The following is a 24,729-nucleotide window of genomic DNA, read 5'->3' as shown; positions in this document are numbered from 1 at the left end:
CTGGATTTAAGTTTCGGGTAGCGTAAGACGTTTTATCGGGTGAAACTTAGCCAAGATAGATCATTTATATTAAGAATTTATGTTAAGAAGAAGTTGATATGAAAAGCGAACAAACAGTGATTAATACTGATGAATTACCACTAACTGATGAGTTAGTTAGTGCTTACCTTCAAGATAACCCCGAGTTTTTCAATAGAAATAATGCTTTGATGACAGGGTTAAGGCTCGCGGATCCACATCGAGGAACGGTTTCTTTAATGGAAAGACAGCAGCAACAGTTAAGACAAAAAGTACATAATTTAGAAGATGAAATTACGCAGTTAATGTCTGTGGCTAGTCATAATGAAAGTTTGTTTGTGCTGTACAGTGATTTGTATTTACGTTTGATTGATTGCCAATCGGCAAATGAATTACTTGATTGTTTAGTCCAAGCAACTACTGAGTTATTGTCGCTATCTGCTTTTAAATTATATTTACTTGATGCGCCAAGCATTGAACATAAGTGTTTGTCGACTGGTGACTGTCAGGGTGTTATGCAAAATCGTTTAGGGAAAAGTGATTATTATTTCGGACGTTTGCAGCAAAGTGAACAGCAGCTTATTTTTTCTCATGACTGTGCGGGTTCTGTTGTGTTAGTCAAACTGGCCCATGATGAAAAGGAACTTGGTTTCTTAGCGATCAGTAGTGATGATGCACACCATTTTGATCCGCGCATGGACACTTTGTTATTAAGTCAGTTTAAGCGTTTAGTTGCTAAATTATTGAAACAGCACTTAGCTGTTTAGACACGCTTCAAGCTAATATGAAAATATATCGACGCTTATCTACGATCAAAGCGATCAGCTTTGATCTAGACGATACCCTATACAATAACAAACCTGTGATGATGGCAATTGAAGAAATTATGATTGCCTACTTTGCAAATTTACCTGTGTTGCAAGCAAAAAAATCTGATTGGCCTGCAAAACAGTCTAACGAATTAAACCATCATTTTTGGTACACTTTTCGTTCTCAAGCAACAATAGCACAACCAGATTTAGCACATGATGTTGTGCAAGTACGCTTAGTGACTTATCGTCTTGGATTTATCGCTTTAGGGCTAAGTGAGCAGGCGGCAGACTATGAAGCACAAGCTGCATTAGACTATTTTATTACACTGCGCAGCAATTTTATTGTACCTGAAACGAGTAAAACGCTACTGGAACGTTTAAGTAAAAAATATCCTCTTGTGGCAATTAGTAATGGCAATGTTGATACTCAAGCGATTAATATTTCAAAGTATTTTCAGTATATATACCATGCAGGTTGGCAAGCAGGCGGAACCTTGCTAAGACAAAAACCGTGTGTTGATATGTTTGATTTAGCTTGCCAACAACTCTCTATTTCACCATCACAATTACTGCATGTGGGAGATTGTGGTCGTGCTGATATTCAGGGCGCATTACGTGCGGGTTGTCAAACAGCATGGCTATGTTGCTATGATGTTGGCAAGCCAATTACGGTTTTACCTCATATTGCACTAAGTAAACTCTCAGAACTTAATCTATTGTTAACTGAACAATAGATTAAGGAATTAAATGACTGTATATAAAGCCAGTGATATACTGGTTGGATTTTATCATTACCCTTACCACCGCAAAAAGGTTTCCAGATGGATGTTTCAGAATTACTCGACTCTTTAAATGACAAGCAACGCGAAGTTGTGGCAGCGCCGAAACAAAATATGTTGGTGTTAGCGGGGGCGGGATCTGGAAAAACACGGGTATTAGTTCAGCGTATTGCTTGGTTAATGCAAGTTGAACAGGTGGCACCTCATGCTATTCTAGCAGTAACCTTTACCAATAAAGCCGCGGCAGAAATGCGTGCACGTGTTGAACAAGCTACGGGTGGAAACACCCATGGCATGTGGATAGGCACTTTTCATGGTTTAGCACATCGCTTATTACGAATGCATTTTCAAGAAGCAAAATTACCGCAAAGTTTTCAAGTACTCGATAGTGATGATCAGCTGCGTTTGATAAAACGTATTGTGCGTTCATTAGAATTAGATGAAAAAAAATGGCCGGCTAAACAATTTGTTTGGTATATCAATGGTAAAAAAGATGAAGGGTTAAGACCGCAGCATATAGATGATCAGTTTGATCCCACAGAAGCGCTGTTTGTTAAAGTGTATAAAGCCTACCAAGAAACCTGTGACCGTCTTGGCTTAGTTGATTTTGCTGAATTATTATTACGTGCCCACGAACTTTGGCTTAATAATCCAGAATTACTTTCACATTATCAACAACGATTTACTCATATTTTGGTGGATGAATTTCAAGATACGAACGCGATTCAATATGCTTGGTTAACAATGTTAGGGCGAGCGCGTTCTAATGTGATGATTGTGGGTGATGATGACCAATCCATTTACGGCGGCGTGGCGCCCGTATTGAAAATATTGAACGTTTTACCCATGAATTTAAAGACACACAAACCATACGCCTAGAACAAAACTATCGTTCAACTGCTAATATCTTAAATGCGGCCAACCAACTCATTAGCAATAATAATAATAGGTTAGGCAAAGAGCTGTGGACAGATGATCAAGCGGGTGAAAAAATCTCGGTTTACACAGCATTCAATGAAATAGATGAAGCACGCTTTATTGTTGGTTGTATTAAAAAGTGGCAGGATGACGGGGGTAAACTCGATGAGGTTGCGATTTTATATCGTTCAAATGCCCAATCACGATTAATGGAAGAAGCACTGTTACAAAGGCAGCTACCTTATCGCATCTACGGTGGACAACGTTTCTTCGAACGCCAAGAAATTAAAGATGCGCTAGCTTACTTACGACTGATCAATAATAGAGATGATGATGCTGCCTTTGAACGTATTATTAATACACCTACCCGCGGCATAGGTAATCAAACGGTTGCATTGATACGTGACGCAGCGAGAGGTTCAGAAGTAACATTATGGCAGGCTTGCCAACAAATGCTGCAAGCAGAGCAACTTAAAGGCCGTGGTGCTAAAACAGTAAGTCATTTTATTGAATTGATAAACCAACTTGAAGATGACACAACTAACTTAGATTTAGATCAGCAAGCGAATTTTGTTGTTCAGCATTCGGGTTTGAAGGCTATGTACCAAGCTGAAAAAGGCGAAAGAGCAGAGCAACGCATTGAAAACTTAAATGAGTTAGTGACGGCTTGTCAAACGTTTGAGAGTGAACCCTTATCTGATCAAGAGTTTATGGAAGAACAAACACCATTAACGGCATTTTTAACCCATGCTGCGCTAGAGTCTGGTGAATCTCAAGCGGATGAATTTGAAGCGGCGGTACAACTAATGACCATGCATTCAGCAAAAGGCTTAGAATTTCCATTAGTGTTCATTCTTTGGGATTAGAAGAGGGCATGTTTCCTTCGCAACAATCAGTAGAAGATATAGGGCGTTTAGAAGAAGAACGCCGTTTATGTTATGTTGGCATGACAAGGGCCATGAAAAAATTATATTTATGTCATGCAGAAAGCCGCCGGATTTATGGGCAAGAAAAATTTCATAAAGCGAGTCGTTTTTTACGTGAACTACCCGAGGCGTGTATTGAAGAGATTCGTATGCAAAGCCAGGTGGCAAAGCCAAAAGCAGTAGGTAAATTTTCTAATACCTTTACTTTAGAAACATTTGCCAATACAGGGTTTAAGTTGGGACAACAAGTAAAGCATGCTAAATTTGGTGAAGGTGTTGTACTCAATTATGAAGGTAGCGGTGCACAATCTCGTATTCAGGTTAATTTTGCGGATGTTGGCAGCAAATGGCTAGTGGTTGAATACGCTAATTTACAAGCAGTTTAATATCAGTGTCATTAATGACGTGATCTATTTTATACGTAGAAAAATTGCCATATACAAGGCATTTATTTCAATAACGAGTTGTTCTAATTATTAAATAAATAACGATGTAGTGGGTGATTTTAACCAGTAAAAATGATCACATAGTTTGTGAAATTGGTATAAGTTACCGTTGTAAAAAATCATTATAAAAAAGAAGAAGGGCTTAAAAATGTCACAAAAATTATTAGTTGTAGAAGACAGTAAACCTATTGCTACTGTTATTAAACAAATTGCACAGTCGTTACATTTCGACGTTGTTATTGTGGGCACGCTAGCAGAGGTTGAAGACGTACTTTCTCGTGACACCGATTTTTTTGCCGCTACGGTTGATTACGCCCTACCAGATGCTTTAGATGGAGAGGCCATAGCTTGTGTGCTATCTCATAAAATTCCCGAAGCATTGTTATCACAGGTAAAATGGATGATGTAACAAGGCAAAAAATATTAGACCAAATTCCCGTTATTGATTATATTCCAAAAGAAAACAGCCAGGCTTTTTTGTATTTAAAGCGTGTATTACATTGGCAACAAACTAACAGTAAAAATGCAGTGTTAGTTGTTGATGACTCTTCTGCGGCGCGTTCTCATATTAGCGCCTTATTAAAACGTCGAAATTTTACTGTTGTTACCGCTAATAACGGTGTTATTGCCCTAGAAAAACTGAAAGAACATAAAAATATCAAAATGGTGATTACCGATTTAGAAATGCCAGAAATGAACGGTATCACCTTAACCAATGAAATTCGAAAAAAATATACGCGCGAGCAATTAGCTATCATTGGTATTTCAGGCGCAACGAGTGGTATTCATTCTGCTCGTTTTATAAAAAATGGCGCAGATGATTTTTTGCGTAAGCCTTTTTGTCCTGAAGAGTTTTATTGTCGTATCACCCAGAATATTGAAAGTTTAAATAACATAGCCAAAATTCAACATGCAGCAAATACAGATTACTTAACGGATCTGTCTAATCGAAGAGCGTTTATACATAATGCTAATCATCGTATTGCAGAATATGTGAAACGCAAAGTTTCATACTGTTTAGCTGTGCTAGATGTCGATTATTTCAAAAAAGTAAACGATAATTACGGTCATGATGCCGGTGATCAAATATTAAAAGTATTAGCGTTGTACATGCGTAAACACTTTGGGGGGGATTAACCGCTCGATTAGGTGGCGCCGAATTTGCCGTATTATTGCATGGTGTAGATGCAGACCAACTCTATATTAAACTAGATGATTTCCGCCGTGATATTTCAGTATCAACATTAACTGCAGGCGATAATAAAATCTCTATTACCATGAGCATTGGTGTGGTTTTTAGTAGCAGTGACGGGCTGTCAAAGCAAATGAATGAAGCCGATAATGCGCTCTATTTAGCTAAAGATCATGGCCGTAATCAGATTGTGATATCAGGAAGTGAAGAGTTTGACTAACGCTATCTGTTTTTTTAAAGAGACGTGATGAAGGGGATAAGCATGGAATTTAGATCAGGTAGATTGGCAATAAAGCAATGAGTGATGATATTTTACCTATTTTAAGGTTTAACCATTATTGTTGCATTTCAGAAAATTTGTGCCAGAAGGAAGACTAAAAACGATGACAATTTTATCTCAATATGATCTTTGGCTTTTTGACTGCGATGGCGTAATTTTACAGAGCAATCAAATAAAATCACAAACTATGTATCAGGTAGCGTTGCACTTTTCTGATGAAAAAACGGCCAAAACATTCCAACAATATCATCAAATTAATGCCGGCTTTACCCGTTTCAAAAAATTTACCTGTTTATTTGAAACCTTATTAAATCGTCAATCATTTGAAGATGATTACCAAAAAGCATTAATGATGTTTAGTCAGATGTGTATGGAGCAACTAATTGAGTGCCCATTAACGGCTAACGCAGAAAAACTTCTAACGCAAATACCTGAAAATAATCATAAATATATTATTTCTGCAGCTTCAGAAACCGATTTGCAGCATATTTTTTCGGAAAAAGAATTAGATCATTTATTCACTGATATCTATGGCGGTCCTCGCACAAAAACTGAAATATTCGCAGACGTTTTAGCGCGTTATCCAAATGCAAAGCCCATATTTTTTGGTGATGCTAAAGCAGACTATCTTGTTGCTGAAAAATATAATGTGGACTTTGTTTTTCTGTCAGATTATACCGATTTTCCAGACTGGAAGGCGTATTTTCGTCAAAAGAACAATGTAAAAATTATTAAAAATTTCTCTGGGCTATTTGTCTGATTGTTTCTTAAATAATCAAGTAGGTTGAAGATGCAGAACTTATTTGTTGTAATCCACATCTTCATTGATAACCTGATTAATTTTTTGCAACGTGATCAAATAACTTGCTAAATTGATCTAGCCCTTCATTTACTGTTTCATCACTAATAGTCAGTGGTGGTAGGAAGCGGATAACGTTACTATAGAAACCACAAGCCAATAGTACTAGCCCATATTTTGCAGCGTTGGCGATAATTGCTTGAGTCAATTCTGTATTGGGCTGCTCACTATCACCGTCTTTGAATAACTCGATAGCAATCATTGAACCTTGGTTACGAACATCGCCAATAAGGCTTGGGTACTGCGTTTGTAATTGAGATAAACGATCGTTAAAAATAGCGCCAATTTGTGCGGAGCGGCTAACTAGGCTTTCTTCTTCAATCACGTTTAATACTGCTAATGCTGCGGCACAGGCTACAGGAGAGCCGCCATAAGTTCCGCCTAAACCACCTGGAAGCGGTGCGTCCATAATGTGGCTTTTGCCCACAACAGCTGCAATAGGAAAACCACCGATACCTTTGGCCATTGTGATTAAGTCAGGTTCAATGCCTGAATGTTCACAACAGAACATTTTACCGGTACGGCCAAAACCTGTTTGTATTTCATCCGCAATTAATACAATGCCATGCTCATCACAAATTGCGCGTAATGCCTGTAAAAACTCTACAGGCGCAGCATAAAATCCACCTTCACCTTGAATAGGTTCAACAATAATTGCTGCCACATCCGATGGTGCAATGTCCACTTTGAACAAGTTTTCAACTGCTTTTAGTGATGCTTTAACTGAAATGTCATGACACTCAATAGGGAAGGGGGCATGAAAGATATCACCGGGGAAAGGTCCAAATAAATTTTTATAAGGTGTGATCTTGCCTGTTAATGCCATGGTCAAATTAGTGCGACCGTGAAAGCCACCATTAAAAGCAATAACGCCTCGACGACCAGTATGCGCTCTGGCTATTTTCACGCAGTTCTCAACGGCTTCAGCGCCAGTAGATACAAATATCGCTTTTTTATCTGAATCGCCTGGGGCAATGTCTGTTAATTTTTCGGCGAGTTCAACACCCACTTCATAAGGGTTTACCATGATGCAGGTATGGCTGAATTTGTCTAGCTGCGCTTTGGCTGCCGCAACTACTTTAGGGTGACTGTGGCCAGTATTACATACCGCAATTCCGGCACCAAAATCGATAAAACGATTGCCTTCCACATCCCAAATTTCAGAATTTTTAGCGTGGTCTACATAAATTGGGTATAGGTTGCCTTGCCCTCTAGCAACCACTTTTGTTTTACGGGCTTGTAATTTTGCGTTTGTCATTTTCATTTCCTGTTCGATTTGTTTATAGCGTGATTAATGCGGTTTACTTGTCTAAACCACCCATGCATAAATATTTAATTTCCAAATAATCGTCTAGGCCGTACTTAGAGCCTTCTCTGCCATTTCCTGATTGTTTTACACCACCAAAAGGTGCTGCAGCATTTGAAATAATGCCTTCGTTTATGCCGATCATGCCAAACGCTAAACCTTCGGCAACCCGCCAAATAACACCTATATCGCGAGAATAGAAATAAGCAGCCAAGCCGTATTCAGTGTCATTAGCTATTGCGAGTGCTTCTTCTTCATTTGCAAACGAAATTAATGGCGAAACGGGACCAAATATTTCATTGGCAGCAATAGGCATGTCATTCGTCACATTGGTTAAAATAGTGGGTTGATAAAAGCATGATCCTGCTTGTTCTATTTTTCCGCCTAATACAAGCTTGGCGCCCATGTTAATGGATTCATCAACTAACTTTTGCACATCGATTACGGCTTGCTCGCTGATCATGGGGCCGACATTAACACCATCAACTAAACCATTACCCATTGATAAACCACTCACTGCGGCAGCAAGTTTTTCACTAAATTCTGCCATTACATCTTGGTGAACTAAAATACGGTTTGTACACACGCAAGTTTGCCCGGCATTACGGTACTTAGATACTAATGCACCTTGTACTGCTGCATCTAAATCGGCATCAGCAAAAACGATAAAGGGCGCGTTACCACCAAGCTCCATAGAGACTTTTTTCACAGTAGAGGCACATTGGCTAATTAACGTTTTGCCCACAGGTGTTGACCCGGTGAAGGTAAATTTAGCCACATCAGGATGTTCCGTTAATACTTTACCCATGCCGCGAGCATCGTCACCGACTACAACATTAAATACACCTGCAGGAATGCCTGCACGTTCAGCAAGTTCAGCCATTGCTAATGCAGAAAGAGGCGTTTGTGTTCTTCGGACGAACTACAAAAGTGCAACCCGCGGCTAATGCTGCAGCAGCTTTACGCGCGATCATCGCGTTAGGGAAATTCCATGGCGTTATCGACGCAACCACACCTACGGGTTGTTTAATAACGACAATACGTCTATCGCTTGTTTGGTCCAGGAATAGTATCGCCATAAACACGTTTACCTTCTTCAGCAAACCATTCAATAAAGGCAGCACCATAAGCAATTTCACCTTTGGCTTCAGCGAGTGGTTTACCTTGCTCTAACGTAAGAATACGACCTAAATCGTCTTGATGCTCCATCATTAAATTGAACCAATTGCGTAGTAATCCGGCACGCTCATTGGCTGATTTTCCAGACCACATTTTAAATGCGTCTTTAGCTGCTTTTATTGCTAATTCTGTTTCAGCTATGCCGGCATTGCTAACATTAGCAACTAGATCACCTGTTCTTTGGGTTGTTTACGGCTAATTCAGTCTCACTGCTATGCCAACTACCATTGATATAAGAAAAATTTTTAACTAACTGGCTATCTTTTAAAGCGTACATTTTCATCTCCACAATATGAACTCTACAAATGAATCATTTTCTCTATTGAATAACAAAACAAACTCAGGTTAAATATAAAACATTCAACACAATGTTTTACAGTGGTAAAACTAATGAACAAATCATCTATTATTCCTAAACCCGTCACTGAGTACGATTTACGCTTACTACGTATCTATAAAGCGGTGGTTGAAAATGGTGGCTTTGCCGCTGCTGAAAATGAATTAGGTATTACACGCTCTACTATTAGCGTGCACATGTCTAATTTAGAAACCAGAATGAAACTTAAGTTGTGTTTACGCGGACGAGGCGGTTTTGCGCTCACTGAAGAAGGTCAAGCCGTTTATTATGCGGCCATTAACTTATTTGACTCCCTTAACGATTTTTCTTTGTTGGTCGGTTCTCTTGGTAGCGAACTAAGCGGTGAGTTAGTTATTTTATGTGCTGATCAACTTGATGCAGCTAAACAGCAAAAACTCGCTAAAGTGATTCAAATTGTACACGATAGCTTTCCAAATCTACATTTGGTCCTTGACGGTGACAGTATTCATAATATTGAAAAATTACTATTAAAAGACAAGGCGCATATCGCATTATTTCCGGGTTATCAGCAAACGGAAGGGCTTTGTTATCAACCTATTTATAGTGAGCCTATTTATTTATGTTGTAGTAAAGAGCATGAATTCTTTACTCAGGTTGATACGGTAATCAGTGCTGAAATGTTGGCGTCGGTGCCGGACCATTCATCCCGGAATTGATATTGATGCATCGGGCAGGGAACAATTAAAAAAATTACATTTGTCAGCGAAGGCTTATCAATTTGATATGCGAAAAGCGATGGTATTGTCAGGTAGATATATTGGTTATTTACCGCAAAGTTATATTCAGCGAGAATTAAATAATGGTGATATTCGTATTATTCAGCCAAGCTCATTAACGTATCAATTTAATTTATCGTTGGTTTATAAAAAATCACCTAGGGAAATGAATAAGGTTGAGTTACTTAGAGAGGCCTTTGCTAAAGCATTTTAGTTTCATTATATCTATTTCATATAATCTATGGGGTCCATGAATAGCAGAAAATTGTATGTGTTGCATTACGGTTAGCGCCTAGATAGTATCAACGTATTTAGGCGCTTTACCTTATTAATCTTTAATTTTTTTTGCTCTTTTTCTGAACCATTTAACGCCAGTTACAACGACAGCGATTAGTAAAAATAATAAAATAACGTGTACTAAATTGTGGGCAAAACCTTCTCCTAAGTAGTGGTCGTCATGAGCTTGTGCTTGAAAGCTAAAGATAAATGCGCAGAGGTATGTTAAAAATTTCATTGTTATCTCCAAATAATTAATGGTTTTTCAGTCGTTGTGTTAAGGTAAATTTTACTAAGTTTAAAGTTTAAACGGTTAACATGCCTTCGCTTTCAATAAAGCTAATGATTTCTGCCAGGCCTTGTTCTGTTTTCATATTACTAAAAATGAAGGGTTTATCACCACGCATTTTTTTAGTGTCTCGGTCCATTACTTCAAGGGAAGCACCAACTAAATCAGCGACATCAATTTTGTTGATGATTAATAAATCAGACTTAGTAATGCCTGGACCACCTTTGCGTGGAATTTTATCACCGGAGAAACATCAATAACATAAAGGGTTAAGTCAGAAAGCTCAGGGCTAAACGTAGCGCTTAGGTTATCACCGCCACTTTCAACAAGTACAAAATCTAAACCAGGATGACGTTCTTGTAACTCGTCAATTGCCGCTAGGTTCATTGACGCATCTTCACGAATAGCGGTATGTGGACAACCACCGGTTTCAACACCAATAATTCGATCTTCTGCTAATGCATTATTCTTTGTTAAAAATTCAGCATCTTCACGAGTATAAATGTCATTAGTAACAACAGCCATATTGTATTTGCTGCTAAGGGCTGCACATAAATTGCGTAATAATGCGGTTTTGCCAGAGCCAACAGGTCCGCCAACACCGATACGTAATACTTGTTTTTTATTCATGAGTTTCAATTCTCTTTTTAATAATTCTTTAAATGTGTTTTAGCTTCTAAATAAGCGAGTATATTGTGTTTCATGCCAAGCACTTGCCATGGCTAAATGCGGCAGACTAGCGCCAATTTCATCATCGGGCAATGTATTAGCCATATGCATGGCTTGTTCAACTTGTTCAGTTAATTCAAAGAGTAAATTTTGTGATTGCGTTTGCCCTAAAGGCACGAGTTTTGTCGCGGCGGCAACTTGGTTGTCGATATACGCCCAACAAAAGCCACTTTGTGCATAATGTAAATCTAAATCAAACAAGTAAGCTGCTACGGTAAATGCACTGACAAAGCTAACATTTTTTTGCGTTAAAATGTTTTGGTATTGCTCAGTATTAACGGACTCTAACAAGGTTAATAGTCGAACCAGAGCTTTACCCATAGCAAGGTCCGCTAAGCGAAATTCACTACTTTCTCTGCAGGCAATTAATAATTGGTTCCACTGATTAAACTCAGAAAGATCATTAGCTTCTATAGCAGCATATAAACGTTTCATTACGGCTAAATCAGTTGGAGCAATCGCTTGTGTTAAGGTTAATGACACCCAATCTAACGTTTGTTTGTCGTCTTTTATCCAACCACTATCTATTGCATACTCTAATCCTTGTGAAAAAGAAAAACCACCAACAGGTAAGTTAGCACTACACAGTTGTAATAACCGATTAAGTTTTAATGCCGAGTGATTGCTTGAATTCATCATGCTAATGCTCGTGTGAATGGCCGTGGCTATGCCCGCCATTTTTTGAACCATAAGCACCATTTTCAGGCTCAAACATTGCCGGCGTATGATTAATGGTTAAACCATATTTTTCGCATAATTCATCAAGTACGTAATCAGGCTTATAGCGCACCCACAACTCACCTACTTGTAGTACCGTATGGCGATTACCTAAGTGATAGCAAATTTTGGCAAAAGTTAGCCAATCACTAGCAATGGCAGTAGATACAAGCTCTGCCTCACCTTTCACTTCAATCAGTAAACCACATTCAGTACGTAACACCTCACCCACTAATAATGGATGGCCACGCTCCATAAAAATACCAATATCAACACCCTTGTCAGTTTTACCTTTAATACGTGCCTTTTTGCGTGTGTCTTGATCGAGTGTGATGGAATCAGTGATTTCATCATGCGTATGATCAAGGCGATCGTATGCTTTTAACATTCTATATTCCTAAAACGTTTAATTTCTAAATTCTGGCTGCTAAATTCTGTTTTATAGCTTCTGAATATGATCCCAATCCCGCCATCAAATGGTAACGAGTTTGTGCCGACAATACCGCACAGGATCCATTTCCTTGTGCTAACTCTTTTGTACTCAGTAGATGGGCTTTAGGCAAAGCCGTCGAGTTTTTAATATTAGGAGCATATGTTTTATATGTGACTTATGTTAAAAACGATGGCAATGACGCATAAAGTTCATCAACGACGTACAAATTAGAACAAGCAGTAGCGTTGAGCTAATGGTAACTCTGTCGCCGGCTCACAAGTTAACAACTCACCATTTGCTCTCACTTCATAGGTTTGCGCATCTACGGTAATATCTGGCTGCCAATCATTATGTACCATGTCGCTTTTACCTATATTACGGGTGTTTTTACATACGCCTACCATACGGGTCATGCCAACCTGCTTAGGCACACCTAAATCAATGGATGCTTGCGACATAAACGTCATGGACGTTTTTGCAGCTGCACTACCGTGGGCACCAAACATAGGGCGGAAGTATACCGGTTGCGGTGTTGGAATAGATGCGTTGGCATCGCCCATTGGGGCAGCAGCAATAAAACCTGATTTTAAAATCATCGGGCTTAATACCGAAAAATGCCGGTTTCCATAACACTAAATCAGCCAGTTTTCCTACTTCGACAGAGCCGACTTCGTGGCTTATACCATGGCTTATCGCCGGATTAATGGTGTATTTAGCAATATAACGTTTTAGGCGAAAGTTATCGTTGCGCTCGGTATCGGGTGCTAATGGGCCACGTTGTTGTTTCATTTTATGAGCGGTTTGCCAGGTACGAGTGATCATTTCGCCTACACGCCCCATTGCTTGTGAGTCAGATGAAATCATACTGATTGCGCCTAAGTCATGCATAACATCTTCTGCAGCAATACTTTCTTTTCGAATACGGGAGTCGGCGAAGGCAATATCTTCTGGAATTGATGGGTTTAGGTGGTGACAAACCATTAGCATATCTAAATGCTCATCAATGGTATTTACTGTATAAGGGCGTGTTGGATTGGTTGACGATGGTAAAACATTGGGCTCGCCACACGCGCGAATAATATCAGGAGAATGTCCACCACCGCGCCTTCGGTATGATAGGTATGAATAGTTCTACCTTTAAATGCGCCGAGGGTGTCCTCTAAAAATCCTGATTCATTTAAGGTGTCGGTATGAATAGCCACTTGCACATCATATTTTTCAGCGACGGTTAAACAGTTATCAATAGCTGCCGGGGTTGTCCCCCAATCTTCATGCAATTTTAAACCACAAACACCGGCCTCAATTTGTTCTTCAAGGGCAATAGGTAAGCTAGCGTTGCCTTTACCTAAAAAGCCAAAATTCATTGGGAAGTCATTTGTGGCTTGCAACATTTTATGAATATACCAAGGACCTGGCGTACAGGTGGTTGCTTTAGTACCTGTTCTTGGGCCTGTGCCACCACCAATCATGGTAGTAACGCCAGACATTAACGCTTCTTCAATTTGCTGTGGGCAAATAAAATGAATATGAGCGTCAATGCCACCGACCGGTTAAAATTTGTCCTTCGCCTGCAAGTACTTCCGTGCCAGGGCCAATTTCAATATCTATATTGTTTTGAATATCCGGATTGCCCGCTTTACCAATAATGGTAATGCGTCCGTCTTTAATGCCTACATCGGCTTTTACTATACCCCAGTGATCTAAAATGAGTGCATTGGTGATCACTAAATCAACAGTTTTAGTGCAAGACGCTTGGCTTTGTCCCATGCCGTCACGAATGACTTTACCACCACCAAAGGTAACTTCTTCACCGTATTCAGTGTAATCTTTTTCAACTTCTAACCATAAGTCGGTATCACCAAGGCGAACGCGATCACCTACTGTAGGGCCGAACATGTGTGCATAAGCGTTTTTATCAATACTAGCCATAATAAATATACCTTAAGAAAGGTCTCCTTGAATTTCAGCTCTAAAGCCAAATACTTTTCGTCTGCCTTGATAGGGTATTAAGGTAACTACTCGCTCTTGCCCCGGCTCAAAACGCACTGCGGTACTTGAGGTAATATCGAGTCGGTAGCCTCTGGTTTTTTCTCGGTCGAACACTAAGCCATGATTCACTTCATAAAAATGGTAATGTGAGCCCACTTGAATAGGACGGTCACCTGAGTTGGCTACGGTTACAGTAATTTTTTCACGGTCGACATTTAATTCTCGTTCACCTTCGTCGGTAATAATCTCACCGAGGATCAAACGACGACTTTTTAGGTCTTTATTAGTGCTAGGATTAGTGCTGTGGCTAGCATCTGTATTAGACATGGGATTAGACATAGAAATTCCTTAATGTGTTATTTACGCTTGTAAACATGCGCTTAAACGAATTTAGATAATCGGATTATGTACGGTGACTAATTTAGTGCCGTCAGGGAATGTTGCTTCAACCTGCACGTCAGTAATTAATTCTGGAATACCCTCCATTACTTGGTCACGAGTTAACAAGGTGCGACCGTAATCCATCATTTCTGCAACGGTTTTTCCATCGCGTGCGCCTTCCATAATTTCCATAGAAATATAAGCCATTGCTTCAGGATAATTGAGCTTAACGCCACGCTTTAAACGGCGTTCTGCTAATAAAGCTGCGGTAAAAATCAGTAATTTGTCTTTTTCTCTTGGTAATAAATCCATAAATTTCTCGGTTATCGCTATGTTTGTCTGTCTAGTTTGTTAATTGGTGTAGCTATATTAGGTATACCAAATACGCGGCTGTGTTGCCTTTTTGTCTACAGTTAATGGCCTGAGTACTTGCCATAATAACAGGAATAATTTTTTACATTGCTGCGCTTGATGACCTATGTACCGTATAACTAATAGACCATCAATATCGGTAATACTAATATGTTGTTGCGCTTGTTGTTCATTAATAATAGCACGCATGTTTGCCACAACAATTTTACTACTTGGGCTTTGGTCTTGGTTGTGATTTAGTTGTTGTGGTGCATAAATAAGGAAAGTAGCAAAAACGCTATTGCCGGCTAAACCTGCAGGATGATGCAATAAGTTATTGCTTGCCGAGATGGCAATGCGATCATGGTAGATCAGGGTGTTATCAATAAACACACGGTTTAGTTGAGTGTATTGTCCCAAGGTAAACAACTCGTTTGAGCTAGGTAAACCCATACAAGTAATATCCCAACCTAAATAGACGCTTTGCTCAGTTAAGTGGATATCAACAGTATTAAAGCCGTCTGCGCCGTTATAAATAATGGTTTCTTGCGGAAAGTTTTCACATTTTGCGCCATTATTAACGTTTAATGTCGTCACTTGTACTTGTTTAGAAATACCTATGTTGGCATCTTCGCGAGCCCGATAAAAACGGTTAGCGCCAGGTGTTGTTATTAAGGTATGAGCGTTGTCAGCCAGATTGATTTCGACGTGTAATTCGTCACCAGAGACAATGCCGGCAGGCGGATGTAATAAATAGATATGAGCACAGTCTTGCCCTTCAGGATAGAACGCTTTTTGTACGGTAAGTGGCCCATTACGTCTGGTGCGACGTAACTGGGTACCTAAGCTGTTAAAACTGAAATCGAGGGTTAAATTAGCGACCCATTGTCTGCTATTAACCACGGCTGTTGTGCTTTGTATCATTATTACGGTTTTACCTTAAATTCATCCGTTGTTTGTTAATTAAACCGCCAGATACATACCAACTAATTCGTCGGTTAATTCTGCCATAGGGCCTGATGCGATTACTGAACCTTTTTCCATTAAATGAAATTCTTGGCCAACGGCTCTAGCAAACGGTAATTTTTGTTCAACCAGTACGATGGTCATGCCGTGTTCTTTGTTAAGTTTAAGCAATACATCACGAATAAGCTGAACAATGTTTGGCTGAATACCTTCATTAGGTTCATCTAAAATAAGTATGTTCGGATTAAGCACCAAAGCTCTACCAATTGCAAGTTGCTGCTGCTGACCGCCTGATAAATCGCCACCTCGACGATGTAGCATTTCTTTTAGTACCGGAAACAATTCATAAATATGCTCAGGAATCGTTTTACTGGTTTGACGTTTACAGTTCAGGCTGATTTTTAGATTTTCTTCCACGGTTAATTGCGGGAAAATATGACGACCTTGAGGTACATAACCTATACCTAACTCAGGACGCGCCTCTACTGAGGCTTTAACGCAATCTTTATCATTAATAATTAACGACCCAGAGCTAATAGGTAACATGCCCATAATAGTTTTTAATAAGGTGGTTTTACCGACACCATTACGTCCCATAATACAGGTACGCGAGCCTTTTTTGATATTTAAATCTAAATCCCAAAGGATTTGCGTACCGCCATATTTTTGATTTACATTTTTTAATTCAATCATAATTTTTACTCTTTGCTACTGCGTTTATCTGCTTTGCTGCTCGCCAGGATTAGTTGTTTTGGGTAGTTTAACTAGCCACATCTTCCCCTAGGTATACTCGAATAACTTCAGGGTTTGATTGAATTTCATTCATAGTGCCTTCAGCCAAGACCGAGCCTTGATGTAAAACAGTAACCTTTTTAGCAATTGAGCGGACGAACGCCATGTCGTGCTCAACAACCACCACAGAATGTTCACCGACTAATGAGGTTAATAGCTCAGCAGTACGTTCAGTTTCTTGTCCTGTCATACCGGCTACAGGCTCATCAACCAATAACACTCGTGGTTTAGCGGCTAACAACATGCCAATTTCTAACCATTGTTTTTGTCCGTGAGACAAACGACCTGCAGGATAATAGGCTTCTTCTAACAGACCTATGGTCTCAAGAATTTCGCCAATACGGTCGTTGTCTTCACCAGATAACTTATTAAATAGCGAGGTCATAATGCCTTTATCACCGGCAAGGCTGAGCTCAATATTTTCAAAAACCGTTAACGCTTCAAATACGGTAGGTTTTTGAAATTTACGGCCAATGCCGGCACGGGCAATTTCAGACTCATCTAATTGCAGTAAATCAATTTGTTGGCCAAAGTTTACTTTGCCCGTATCAGGACGAATTTTTCCAGTAATCACATCCATTAAGGTTGTTTTACCTGCGCCGTTAGCTCCAATCAAACAACGCAATTCACCGTCGTTAATATATAAATTTAAATCGTTTAAGGCTTTAAACCCATCGAAACTAACACTGACATTTTCAGCGTAAAGAATAACGCCATGACGCGTGTCGGGTTTTATGTTTTCGGTTGCGGTTAATGGCGAACCTGTTTTATCGACAATCATGACTTCACCTCCGCGTCAGCAACATCTTTTTGTTCAGTGTCTTTATCTGTGTCGCTTTTGAATACTGAAAATTTATCAAATACGTTAGGTAATAACCCCGCAATTCCTTTAGGTAAATACAAGGTAACCAATACAAATAAACCACCTAAACCAAATAACCAAGCTTCAGGCATAATGGCAGTGAAACGTGTTTTAGCGTAACTAACAACAATAGCGCCAATAATTGCGCCGTATAAAGTACAGCGGCCACCAATGGCTACCCAAATAACCATTTCAATAGAGTTTAATGGTGAGAATTCGCCAGGATTAATAATACCTACTTGTGGTACATACAAAGCACCTGCAACACCCGCTAACATAGCCGATACTACAAATATCCATACCTTGTAGTTTTCAGGTTTGTAACCAACAAATCGTACGCGGCTTTCAGCATCACGGGTAGCGGTAATAACACGACCCATTTTAGATTTTACTATGTAGTTACTGATGTAATAACCAATGGCTAATGCGATAGCAGTTAAAATAAATAAGACAAGTTTGGTGTGTGGTTCTTGTAAAGAAAAGCCTGCGATTTCTTTAAAATCAGTTAAGCCATTATTACCACCAAAACCCATTTCATTTCTGAAGAATGCGAGCATTAAGGCGTAAGTCATTGCTTGCGTCATAATTGATAGATAAACGCCACTGACTCGTGAGCGGAAAGCCATCATACCAAAAATGTAAGCGAGTAAACCCGGGCCAATAAATACCATAGCAACCATCCACCAGATACTACTTGAACCGCCCAAAACCAGGGTAATTCAGTCCAGTTTAAAAACACCATGAAATCTGGCAGGTCAGGGTTGCCGTAAACCCCACGGTCACCAATTTGACGCATCAAATACATACCCATGGCATAACCACCTAAAGTGAAAAATGCGCCGTGACCAAGACTTAAAATACCGCAATAACCCCAAACCAAATCGACGGCTAAAGCGAGTAGGGCGTAACATAAGTATTTTCCAAATAAGCTTACTGTATAGTTACTTACGTGAAGAAATGAACCTTCAGAGAAAAATAAATTACACACAGTAACGTATAGGGTTGCGATGAATAAGGTGCCAACGACAATATGAAGGTGGCTAAGTTTGTGAACTGTATTTTGAATAAACGAAGATAATTGCATAATAAATACCTATTAGTCTGCCGAACGGCCTTTTTGAGGGAATAAGCCTTTAGGTCGTTTTTGAATAAACAACACTAATCCGACTAACACGATAATATTGGCTAACACTGAACCCGTTACCGGCTCTAAAAATTTATTAATGGTTCCTAATGACATTGCTGCAACGAGTGTTCCCCATAAGTTACCTACACCACCAAATACGACCACCAAGAAGGAGTCGATAATGTAAGCCTGACCTAAGTTAGGGCCCACGTTAGTTAATTGACTTAATACCACACCCGCAATACCTGCAACACCTGAACCTAAACCAAAGGTAATAGCGTCTACCCAGTCACTTTTTACACTTAAGGCTCTAGCCATTTCACGATCTTGAGATACCGCACGTACATGTAAACCTAACGAGGTTTTTTTTAAGATCATCATTAGGGCGAAGAACACCATTAATGAAAATAATAAAATATATAAACGGTTATACGTTAAGGCAAACACAGGGTTAATTTGTAATGAACCTGTCATCCATTCTGGCGCTTGTACCTGACGGTTTAAGGGTGAGAACACAGTACGCACTAGTTGTTGTAGAATTAATGAAATACCAAAAGTTGCTAATAAGGTTTCGAGTGGTCTACCTTTTAAATGACGAATAACAAGACGTTCAATTAAAATACCAACAATGCCTGACACAAGAAAAGCAGCAGGTACGGCAATAAGTAAGGAATACTCAATTAAATGAGGAAAAGCTAACTGAATTACATAAGTCGTATAAGCACCCAACATGATCATTTCGCCATGTGCCATATTAATAACGCCCATCACACCAAAAGTAATGGTTAAACCAATTGCAGCGAGTAAAAATACTGAACCTAAGCTTAAACCAAAAAATACTGTTTCAAGGTAACCAAAAATGTCACGCCTATCGTCAATGGCATTAATTGTTTTGGTTAATTTAGCGGCTAGTGTTTTTTGTTCTGTAGTTTTACCGGTTGCCGGTAAGCTGTTGAGTAATTGTGTCATCGCGTTTAACACGACCGGTTGCAGTGAATTTTCAAGCTCTGTAATCGCGGCTAGTTTCTCTTCATAGGTACCGTTGTTAAGTTGCTCTGTGTATAAAGCCGCTTTCATCAAATCTAATACATCTTCATCTTTTTCTTTTGGAATACTCACTGCAATTGCCGCTAAAGCGTCTGTTGAAGGTTTAGATAGAATTTGTTTAACCGCTGCCATACGTGTATCAGCACTGTTTGAGGTTAAATCGATTTGCGCTAAATATCCGCGGATGGTGCCACGTAATCGGTTGTTGGTTTTTATCTTTTTAATTTTTGACTTTTTAACGGGGTCAAAAGTTTTATTTGTTAAGATATCAGTCAGTGCGTATTGTTTATCATCAGTCATTATCGCACGAACAATGTGTTTATCAGCTTTGAGATAATAAAGCTCACCATCCATCATATATTGCAATATATCACGGGTTTTTTCGGCGTTAGCATCAGTTGCGGTTTTGGCAATTTCTTTCACTAAAGGAGGAAGCTTTCGTAGGCTCGTTTTAGGGAGCTTTTGTACTAACGTAGTTAGTACTGTTGATTTATCGTTAATCGCAGATGCAGCGTCAGGGGTAATAGCTTGGCTGTTTGCTAGGGTTTGCCAGGATATTAAACAACTGATCAACAAAAACATTAGTCGCATCATTGCGTTTTCCTTATATAAATAATGTGGTTGTTTAATCGTTGTAGCAGTCATAACAGAACACATTTGGGGAGTTGAACAAAATAATAAAATATACTCAAAACATTCTTAGCTATTTGTTTTCTAGGCAAAATTGCTTTGAGTATAGGGGAGTAAACAATACGCTTAACTCCCATGTCGATATAAATCAGCGGCCATTAAACTAGGTGGAAAATGGCCATAGAGAATGGGTAAACTTAGAAGTTTTGACCAGAACACTTAGCTGTTTTCACATCGAAGTTGCCGCATTTTACTGGCGCTGTCCAATCTGAGATTAGGTTTTGTGAACTTGGTAAAAAATCTGACCATGCATCGCCAATAACGGTATCTGGGGTTTGTGAAACCACTTCAAATTGACCATCTTCTTGTATTTCGCCAATAAGCACTGGTTTAGATAAGTGATGGTTAGGGTTCATTACTGCAATACCGCCAGTTAAGTTAGGTACGGCAATACCGATAAGTGCTTGTTCAACAGCATCTACATCAGTAGTGCCCGCTTTCTCAACCGCTTTTACCCACATTTTGAAACCAAGGTAAGTTGCTTCCATTGGATCGTTTGTTACACGTTTGTCATCACCGATGTACTTTTTCCAACTAGCGATAAAGGCTTCGTTTTCGTCAGACTCTACACTTTGAAAGTAGTTCCAAGCCGCTAAATGACCTACCAATGGTTTAGTATCAAAACCTGAAAGTTCTTCTTCACCTACCGAGAAGGCAACTACTGGAATATCTTCAGCAGAAATACCTTGGTTACCTAACTCTTTGTAGAAAGGAATGTTGGCGTCACCATTAATCGTTGAAACTACGGCTGTTTTCTTACCTGCAGAGCCAAACTTTTTAATGTCTGAAACAATACCTTGCCAATCGGAATGACCAAATGGTGTGTAGTTCACCATAATGTCAGCATCTTTAACGCCTTTAGATTTTAAATAGGCTTTTAAGATTTTGTTGGTTGTACGAGGGTAAACATAATCTGTACCTGCTAACACCCAACGTGTCGCACCGATATCTTCCATTAAGTAATCAACAGCAGGGATTGCTTGTTGGTTTGGCGCAGCACCTGTATAAAATACGTTTTTAGATGATTCTTCACCTTCATATTGAACCGGGTAGAATAATAAACCGTTTAATTCTTCAAGTACTGGCAATGCGGACTTACGAGAAACTGATGTCCAACAACCGAAAATAACATCTACTTTTTCTTTTGCTAAAAGTTCACGTGTTTTCTCAGCAAATAATGGCCAGTTAGAGGCAGGGTCAACTACCACAGGTTCAATTTGTTTACCTAGAATGCCACCCGCTTTATTTTGTTCGGCAATCATCATTAAAACGGTATCTTTTAATGTGGTCTCAGAAATAGCCATTGTGCCTGATAATGAATGTAGTACACCCACTTTGATGGTGTCTGCTGCTATAGCAACGTTAGCGATTAAACCACTTGCTACAATTGAACCGGCAATTAATAATTTTTTAAATTTCATTTTAATATCCTTGAATTATGTACTTGGTTTTTAAGAGGCGCGCACTCAAGAGAGGTAAGCACGCACCGCCTTAAAAAAACTTTTAATGGGTAATTAGAACGTTACTAGTGCTTCAACAGCCATTGAGTTAGCATCGGTACCGAAGCCTTCGTTAGAATCCATACGGTATTCAAACACCATTAATAGATTGTCATTCACTGCGTAACTAGGCGAGATAGTGATACCTGATGATTCTTCTACCGTCGTTCCATCCGCACTTTCTACATCCCACGAGTTATAACGAAGTGTTAAACCTATTTTGTCAGTAAATGCGTAGTTAACCATGGCTAAGTAACCTGTTGCTTCTGAATCAGTACCGGCAATGTTATAAGAGGCTTGTGTGTTTTCAGACATACTGTATTCAATCCCCAACGTTAATGGACCTTTTGCGTAGCTAGCCCAAGTATTGATTACGGTGGTATCTTCACCTGTTGCTAATTCATCCATTGAATAAAATGCTTTAAGGGTGATTTCGTCCGTGGGCATAAAAGCAAGCATAGTTTCAATGGCCGGCGATTCAGCGTCGGTTGCTTGCGGTCCTGCTAATGCATTGACTAAGGATACGGCAACAGCAAATTTGTCGCTGCTATACATACCTGAAACACCTTGTTGATAGTAACCGTAGAAGTATTTAGCATAACCAGTACCCGAATATTGGTATAAACCAGTAGGCTCTTCTGCTTCAAAACCTGAATAACTTAAAAAACGACCTGCTTTAACACTGAAGCTCTCGGTAAAGCTATAATTAATATAGGCTTGCTCAAGATCTACACCTTCTGAGGAGTTTTGATATTCAATATCAACATGTGCGGTTAATTTATTGCCAAAGTCATAAGATATATCTATCTCGGCTTGGTCAAGGCCAGAAGTCGTGCTTGAGTCTCCTCCATCGATATCAAGCGAGTAATAAGACATGTCAATAAAGCCGGTAACGCTTAACTTGTCAAATAAGCCGGTATCATCAGTAGCGTTAGCAACTGACATTGAACCTAAAGAAAGCAGCAAGGTTGCTGCTATCGGTGTTAATGTGGTTGGTAATTTCATTTTGCGTATCCCTTGTTCTTTTTAGTGTTAGGTGTTGTTATCCGTTTTATGAGTAACGGTTTAAACACAGTGCTATTTTTTGGACTGGGTCTAGTATCAAGGTTTATGTCCAGAGTTGATATTCGCAAAAGCGCGCAATGACCTACGTATATATACGCATATCATTTGGCTTTTTTGTTCTGTAATATGAGGTTAGGGAAAGGTGGCTCTATTAAAACGACTTCTTCGTGATTGGTTCATGTTTGATTTTAGTTGCCTAAACTAGCCTAAAATTAGGCTGTTATCGACAATATAAGCCAGATAAACGATAAGCCATATTAATGCATTCAAACCAAAAAATATTATCGACTCGCCGAACTTATAATAAGTTTGCGGCTAATGAAATGATGGAAGATTTTGCCTTACGTTTTACCGCAAGAAGGGCAAGACTGTGGTCATTAAGTCGTATTGCTAGTACCGCTTTAGGTATTGTTTCGTTTCTTGTTTTGGAAGCCATTGGCGGAGCAGTTACGCTTAACTATGGTTTTGTTAATTCCGCTTGGGCCATTTTGGCCGTGATCTTTGTCGTGTTTTTAACAGGGTTACCTATTAGCTACTATGCCGCTAAATATGGAGTAGATATTGATTTGCTCAGTCGTGGCGGTTTTGGTTATATCGGTTCCTCTATCGTCTCCCTAATCTATGCGTCTTTTACTTTTATATTTTTTGCGCTTGAAGCGGCTATTATGTCAATGGCTTTACAAATACTTTTTGGTTTGCCGCTCAGTATTGGTTATGTTATTAGCGCTGTTGTTGTGATCCCCTTGGTGACTCATGGTATTGCGTATATCAGTCGATTTCAGGTGTGGACGCAACCTATCTGGATTGTGTTGCAGTGTTTACCGCTATTTTTTGTGTTTACTCATGAAGATAGCCAATTACAAGAGTGGCTTAGTTTTACTGGCAAAGCAGGAGAAGAGGGTGGTTCTTTTAATCTATTATTATTTGGTGCTGCTTCGGCAGTGTTACTTTCTTTAGTTGCGCAAATAGGTGAACAAGTTGATTTTTTAAGATTTTTACCTGAAAAGCCTAAAAAACAAAAGTGGCGTTGGTGGTGTGCGTTAGTTGTTGCGGGTCCTGGTTGGATTATTTTTGGTGCCCTTAAACTTTTTTTAGGTTCTTTTTTAGCTTATTTAGCATTAGAGCAAGGTATATCGGCTGACTTAGCGGATGATCCCGCTCATATGTATCAATTAGCCTATGGCTACGTTTTTGATAATGCTGATCTGGTGGTTGTTTTTTCATGTGTTTTTGTGGTTATTTCACAATTGAAAATTAATGTAGCGAATGCTTATGCAGGATCATTAGCTTGGTCTAATTTCTTTTCTCGAGTCACTCATACTCATCCTGGGCGTGTAGTTTGGATGGTGTTTAATGTTGCCATTGCTTTATTGTTAATGGAGCTAGGTATTTATCAAACGATTGAAAGCATGCTGTCTGTGTATTCAGTGATTGTGCTTGCTTGGTTAAGTTCAGTGGTCGCTGATTTAATTATTAATAAACCGCTTGGGATTAGTCCTAAACACATTGAATTTAAACGCTCACATTTATACGATATCAACCCCGTTGGTGTTGGCTCTATGTTTATTGCTTCTTTGGTAGGTTTTACCGCACATTTTGGTCGGTATGGTGAAACACTACAGGCTCTAGCATCTTTTCTTGCCTGTGGTTTGCCTTTTATTACGGTACCGCTTATCGGTCCGGTTAACAAAAGGTAAGTTTTATTTA

The 24,729-nt window shown here is 39.3% G+C and carries 21 protein-coding genes and 5 pseudogenes; 10 read left to right on the top strand and 16 right to left on the bottom strand.

Annotation, left to right across the window (positions count from 1 at the left end; all coding sequences use genetic code 11):
• Window positions 1–98: 98 nt before the first annotated feature.
• From L3081_RS01225 to L3081_RS01200, 7 genes and pseudogenes are all read left to right on the top strand, one after another.
• Window positions 99–785, top strand: a complete 687-nt coding sequence (locus L3081_RS01225; protein WP_242282870.1) for a DUF484 family protein — start codon at window positions 99–101, stop codon at window positions 783–785.
• Between the two features lie 17 nt (window positions 786–802).
• The gene (locus tag L3081_RS01220) at window positions 803–1,564 is read left to right on the top strand and encodes an HAD-IA family hydrolase (RefSeq protein ID WP_242282868.1); all 762 of its coding nucleotides are present in this window, start codon (window positions 803–805) and stop codon (window positions 1,562–1,564) included.
• 87 nt (window positions 1,565–1,651) lie between these two features.
• Window positions 1,652–3,839, top strand: a pseudogene (gene uvrD / locus L3081_RS01215) (DNA helicase II).
• 208 nt (window positions 3,840–4,047) lie between these two features.
• Entirely contained in the window at window positions 4,048–4,308 is a 261-nt protein-coding gene (locus L3081_RS01210; protein WP_242282866.1) for a response regulator, read from the top strand.
• Window positions 4,296–5,036 (top strand): response regulator, encoded by a 741-nt coding sequence (locus tag L3081_RS01205; RefSeq protein ID WP_274620264.1) that lies wholly within the window; start codon window positions 4,296–4,298, stop codon window positions 5,034–5,036. The genes L3081_RS01210 and L3081_RS01205 overlap by 13 nt, the downstream gene beginning before the upstream one ends.
• A 35-nt stretch (window positions 5,037–5,071) precedes the next feature.
• Window positions 5,072–5,311, top strand: coding sequence for a GGDEF domain-containing protein (locus L3081_RS26080; protein WP_274620263.1), 240 nt, complete (start codon window positions 5,072–5,074; stop codon window positions 5,309–5,311).
• Between the two features lie 163 nt (window positions 5,312–5,474).
• The gene (locus L3081_RS01200) at window positions 5,475–6,131 is read left to right on the top strand and encodes an HAD family hydrolase (RefSeq protein ID WP_242282865.1); all 657 of its coding nucleotides are present in this window, start codon (window positions 5,475–5,477) and stop codon (window positions 6,129–6,131) included.
• A 76-nt stretch (window positions 6,132–6,207) separates the two neighbouring features.
• Here L3081_RS01200 and gabT read toward each other — a convergent pair whose 3' ends face one another.
• Window positions 6,208–7,488, bottom strand: coding sequence for a 4-aminobutyrate--2-oxoglutarate transaminase (gene gabT / locus L3081_RS01195; RefSeq protein ID WP_242282862.1), 1,281 nt, complete (start codon window positions 7,486–7,488; stop codon window positions 6,208–6,210).
• 43 nt (window positions 7,489–7,531) lie between these two features.
• Window positions 7,532–8,992, bottom strand: a pseudogene (locus L3081_RS01190) (NAD-dependent succinate-semialdehyde dehydrogenase).
• A 113-nt stretch (window positions 8,993–9,105) separates the two neighbouring features.
• Here L3081_RS01190 and L3081_RS01185 point away from each other — a divergent pair.
• Together L3081_RS01185 and L3081_RS27815 are read left to right on the top strand one after the other, a co-directional pair.
• Window positions 9,106–9,750, top strand: coding sequence for a LysR family transcriptional regulator (locus L3081_RS01185; protein WP_338027058.1), 645 nt, complete (start codon window positions 9,106–9,108; stop codon window positions 9,748–9,750).
• Entirely contained in the window at window positions 9,704–10,024 is a 321-nt protein-coding gene (locus L3081_RS27815; protein ID WP_338027057.1) for a LysR substrate-binding domain-containing protein, read from the top strand. Before L3081_RS01185 ends, L3081_RS27815 begins: the two co-directional genes overlap by 47 nt.
• A gap of 114 nt (window positions 10,025–10,138) precedes the next feature.
• On the opposite strand, the gene L3081_RS01180 is transcribed toward L3081_RS27815, so the two are convergent.
• The 14 genes and pseudogenes from L3081_RS01180 to L3081_RS01115 form a co-directional block, all read right to left on the bottom strand.
• Window positions 10,139–10,324, bottom strand: coding sequence for a hypothetical protein (locus L3081_RS01180; protein WP_242282860.1), 186 nt, complete (start codon window positions 10,322–10,324; stop codon window positions 10,139–10,141).
• Between the two features lie 67 nt (window positions 10,325–10,391).
• Window positions 10,392–11,005: pseudogene (gene ureG / locus L3081_RS01175) on the bottom strand (urease accessory protein UreG).
• Window positions 11,006–11,044: 39 nt separating this feature from the next.
• Window positions 11,045–11,782: an urease accessory protein UreF gene (locus L3081_RS01170; RefSeq protein ID WP_242282859.1), complete on the bottom strand. Its 738-nt coding sequence runs from the start codon at window positions 11,780–11,782 to the stop codon at window positions 11,045–11,047.
• Window positions 11,745–12,209 carry an urease accessory protein UreE gene (locus L3081_RS01165; RefSeq protein WP_242282856.1) on the bottom strand — a complete coding sequence of 155 codons (465 nt, stop codon included), beginning with the start codon at window positions 12,207–12,209 and terminating at the stop codon, window positions 11,745–11,747. Before L3081_RS01165 ends, L3081_RS01170 begins: the two co-directional genes overlap by 38 nt.
• Before the next feature lie 272 nt (window positions 12,210–12,481).
• A pseudogene (gene ureC, locus L3081_RS01160) lies at window positions 12,482–14,183 on the bottom strand (urease subunit alpha).
• Window positions 14,184–14,195: 12 nt separating this feature from the next.
• Window positions 14,196–14,504 (bottom strand): urease subunit beta, encoded by a 309-nt coding sequence (locus tag L3081_RS01155; protein ID WP_242285459.1) that lies wholly within the window; start codon window positions 14,502–14,504, stop codon window positions 14,196–14,198.
• A 129-nt stretch (window positions 14,505–14,633) separates the two neighbouring features.
• Window positions 14,634–14,936 carry an urease subunit gamma gene (locus L3081_RS01150; RefSeq protein ID WP_242282855.1) on the bottom strand — a complete coding sequence of 101 codons (303 nt, stop codon included), beginning with the start codon at window positions 14,934–14,936 and terminating at the stop codon, window positions 14,634–14,636.
• A gap of 57 nt (window positions 14,937–14,993) precedes the next feature.
• Window positions 14,994–15,899 carry an urease accessory protein UreD gene (locus L3081_RS01145; RefSeq protein ID WP_242282854.1) on the bottom strand — a complete coding sequence of 302 codons (906 nt, stop codon included), beginning with the start codon at window positions 15,897–15,899 and terminating at the stop codon, window positions 14,994–14,996.
• Between the two features lie 39 nt (window positions 15,900–15,938).
• Window positions 15,939–16,634: an urea ABC transporter ATP-binding subunit UrtE gene (urtE, locus tag L3081_RS01140; protein WP_242282853.1), complete on the bottom strand. Its 696-nt coding sequence runs from the start codon at window positions 16,632–16,634 to the stop codon at window positions 15,939–15,941.
• Between the two features lie 67 nt (window positions 16,635–16,701).
• On the bottom strand, window positions 16,702–17,514 hold the full coding sequence (gene urtD, locus L3081_RS01135) for an urea ABC transporter ATP-binding protein UrtD (protein ID WP_242282852.1): 813 nt from the start codon (window positions 17,512–17,514) through the stop codon (window positions 16,702–16,704).
• A pseudogene (gene urtC, locus L3081_RS01130) lies at window positions 17,511–18,679 on the bottom strand (urea ABC transporter permease subunit UrtC). Before urtC ends, urtD begins: the two are co-directional and overlap by 4 nt.
• Window positions 18,680–18,691: 12 nt before the next feature.
• Complete coding sequence (gene urtB / locus L3081_RS01125; RefSeq protein WP_242282850.1) at window positions 18,692–20,362, bottom strand: urea ABC transporter permease subunit UrtB; 1,671 nt, start codon at window positions 20,360–20,362, stop codon at window positions 18,692–18,694.
• A gap of 233 nt (window positions 20,363–20,595) precedes the next feature.
• The gene (urtA, locus tag L3081_RS01120; protein ID WP_242282848.1) at window positions 20,596–21,879 is read right to left on the bottom strand and encodes an urea ABC transporter substrate-binding protein; all 1,284 of its coding nucleotides are present in this window, start codon (window positions 21,877–21,879) and stop codon (window positions 20,596–20,598) included.
• A 93-nt stretch (window positions 21,880–21,972) separates the two neighbouring features.
• Window positions 21,973–22,962 (bottom strand): outer membrane beta-barrel protein, encoded by a 990-nt coding sequence (locus L3081_RS01115; RefSeq protein ID WP_242282846.1) that lies wholly within the window; start codon window positions 22,960–22,962, stop codon window positions 21,973–21,975.
• Between the two features lie 320 nt (window positions 22,963–23,282).
• Here L3081_RS01115 and L3081_RS01110 point away from each other — a divergent pair, with 320 nt between their 5' ends.
• Window positions 23,283–24,719, top strand: a complete 1,437-nt coding sequence (locus tag L3081_RS01110; protein WP_242282844.1) for a purine-cytosine permease family protein — start codon at window positions 23,283–23,285, stop codon at window positions 24,717–24,719.
• Window positions 24,720–24,729: the final 10 nt, after the last annotated feature.

The sequence above is a fragment of the Colwellia maritima genome (assembly GCF_022669015.1).
Classification (GTDB): domain Bacteria; phylum Pseudomonadota; class Gammaproteobacteria; order Enterobacterales; family Alteromonadaceae; genus Colwellia; species Colwellia maritima.
This window is presented reverse-complemented; position numbering and strand designations above follow the sequence as displayed.

Excerpts from the sequence above, each read along its gene's own strand:
- L3081_RS01205 (WP_274620264.1), top strand. The coding sequence starts at position 4,296 with ATGGATGATGTAACAAGGCAAAAAATATTAGACCAAATTCCCGTTATT.
- L3081_RS01225 (WP_242282870.1), top strand. The coding sequence starts at position 99 with ATGAAAAGCGAACAAACAGTGATTAATACTGATGAATTACCACTAACT.
- urtA (WP_242282848.1), bottom strand. The coding sequence starts at position 21,879 with ATGAAATTTAAAAAATTATTAATTGCCGGTTCAATTGTAGCAAGTGGT.
- L3081_RS01170 (WP_242282859.1), bottom strand. The coding sequence starts at position 11,782 with ATGGCGGGCATAGCCACGGCCATTCACACGAGCATTAGCATGATGAAT.
- L3081_RS01165 (WP_242282856.1), bottom strand. The coding sequence starts at position 12,209 with ATGTTAAAAGCATACGATCGCCTTGATCATACGCATGATGAAATCACT.
- L3081_RS01185 (WP_338027058.1), top strand. The coding sequence starts at position 9,106 with ATGAACAAATCATCTATTATTCCTAAACCCGTCACTGAGTACGATTTA.
- urtD (WP_242282852.1), bottom strand. The coding sequence starts at position 17,514 with ATGATTGTCGATAAAACAGGTTCGCCATTAACCGCAACCGAAAACATA.
- L3081_RS01200 (WP_242282865.1), top strand. The coding sequence starts at position 5,475 with ATGACAATTTTATCTCAATATGATCTTTGGCTTTTTGACTGCGATGGC.
- urtE (WP_242282853.1), bottom strand. The coding sequence starts at position 16,634 with ATGATTGAATTAAAAAATGTAAATCAAAAATATGGCGGTACGCAAATC.
- L3081_RS01115 (WP_242282846.1), bottom strand. The coding sequence starts at position 22,962 with ATGAAATTACCAACCACATTAACACCGATAGCAGCAACCTTGCTGCTT.
- L3081_RS01220 (WP_242282868.1), top strand. The coding sequence starts at position 803 with ATGAAAATATATCGACGCTTATCTACGATCAAAGCGATCAGCTTTGAT.
- urtB (WP_242282850.1), bottom strand. The coding sequence starts at position 20,362 with ATGATGCGACTAATGTTTTTGTTGATCAGTTGTTTAATATCCTGGCAA.
- L3081_RS01210 (WP_242282866.1), top strand. The coding sequence starts at position 4,048 with ATGTCACAAAAATTATTAGTTGTAGAAGACAGTAAACCTATTGCTACT.
- L3081_RS01180 (WP_242282860.1), bottom strand. The coding sequence starts at position 10,324 with ATGAAATTTTTAACATACCTCTGCGCATTTATCTTTAGCTTTCAAGCA.
- L3081_RS01150 (WP_242282855.1), bottom strand. The coding sequence starts at position 14,936 with ATGGATTTATTACCAAGAGAAAAAGACAAATTACTGATTTTTACCGCA.
- L3081_RS01110 (WP_242282844.1), top strand. The coding sequence starts at position 23,283 with ATGCATTCAAACCAAAAAATATTATCGACTCGCCGAACTTATAATAAG.
- gabT (WP_242282862.1), bottom strand. The coding sequence starts at position 7,488 with ATGACAAACGCAAAATTACAAGCCCGTAAAACAAAAGTGGTTGCTAGA.
- L3081_RS01145 (WP_242282854.1), bottom strand. The coding sequence starts at position 15,899 with ATGATACAAAGCACAACAGCCGTGGTTAATAGCAGACAATGGGTCGCT.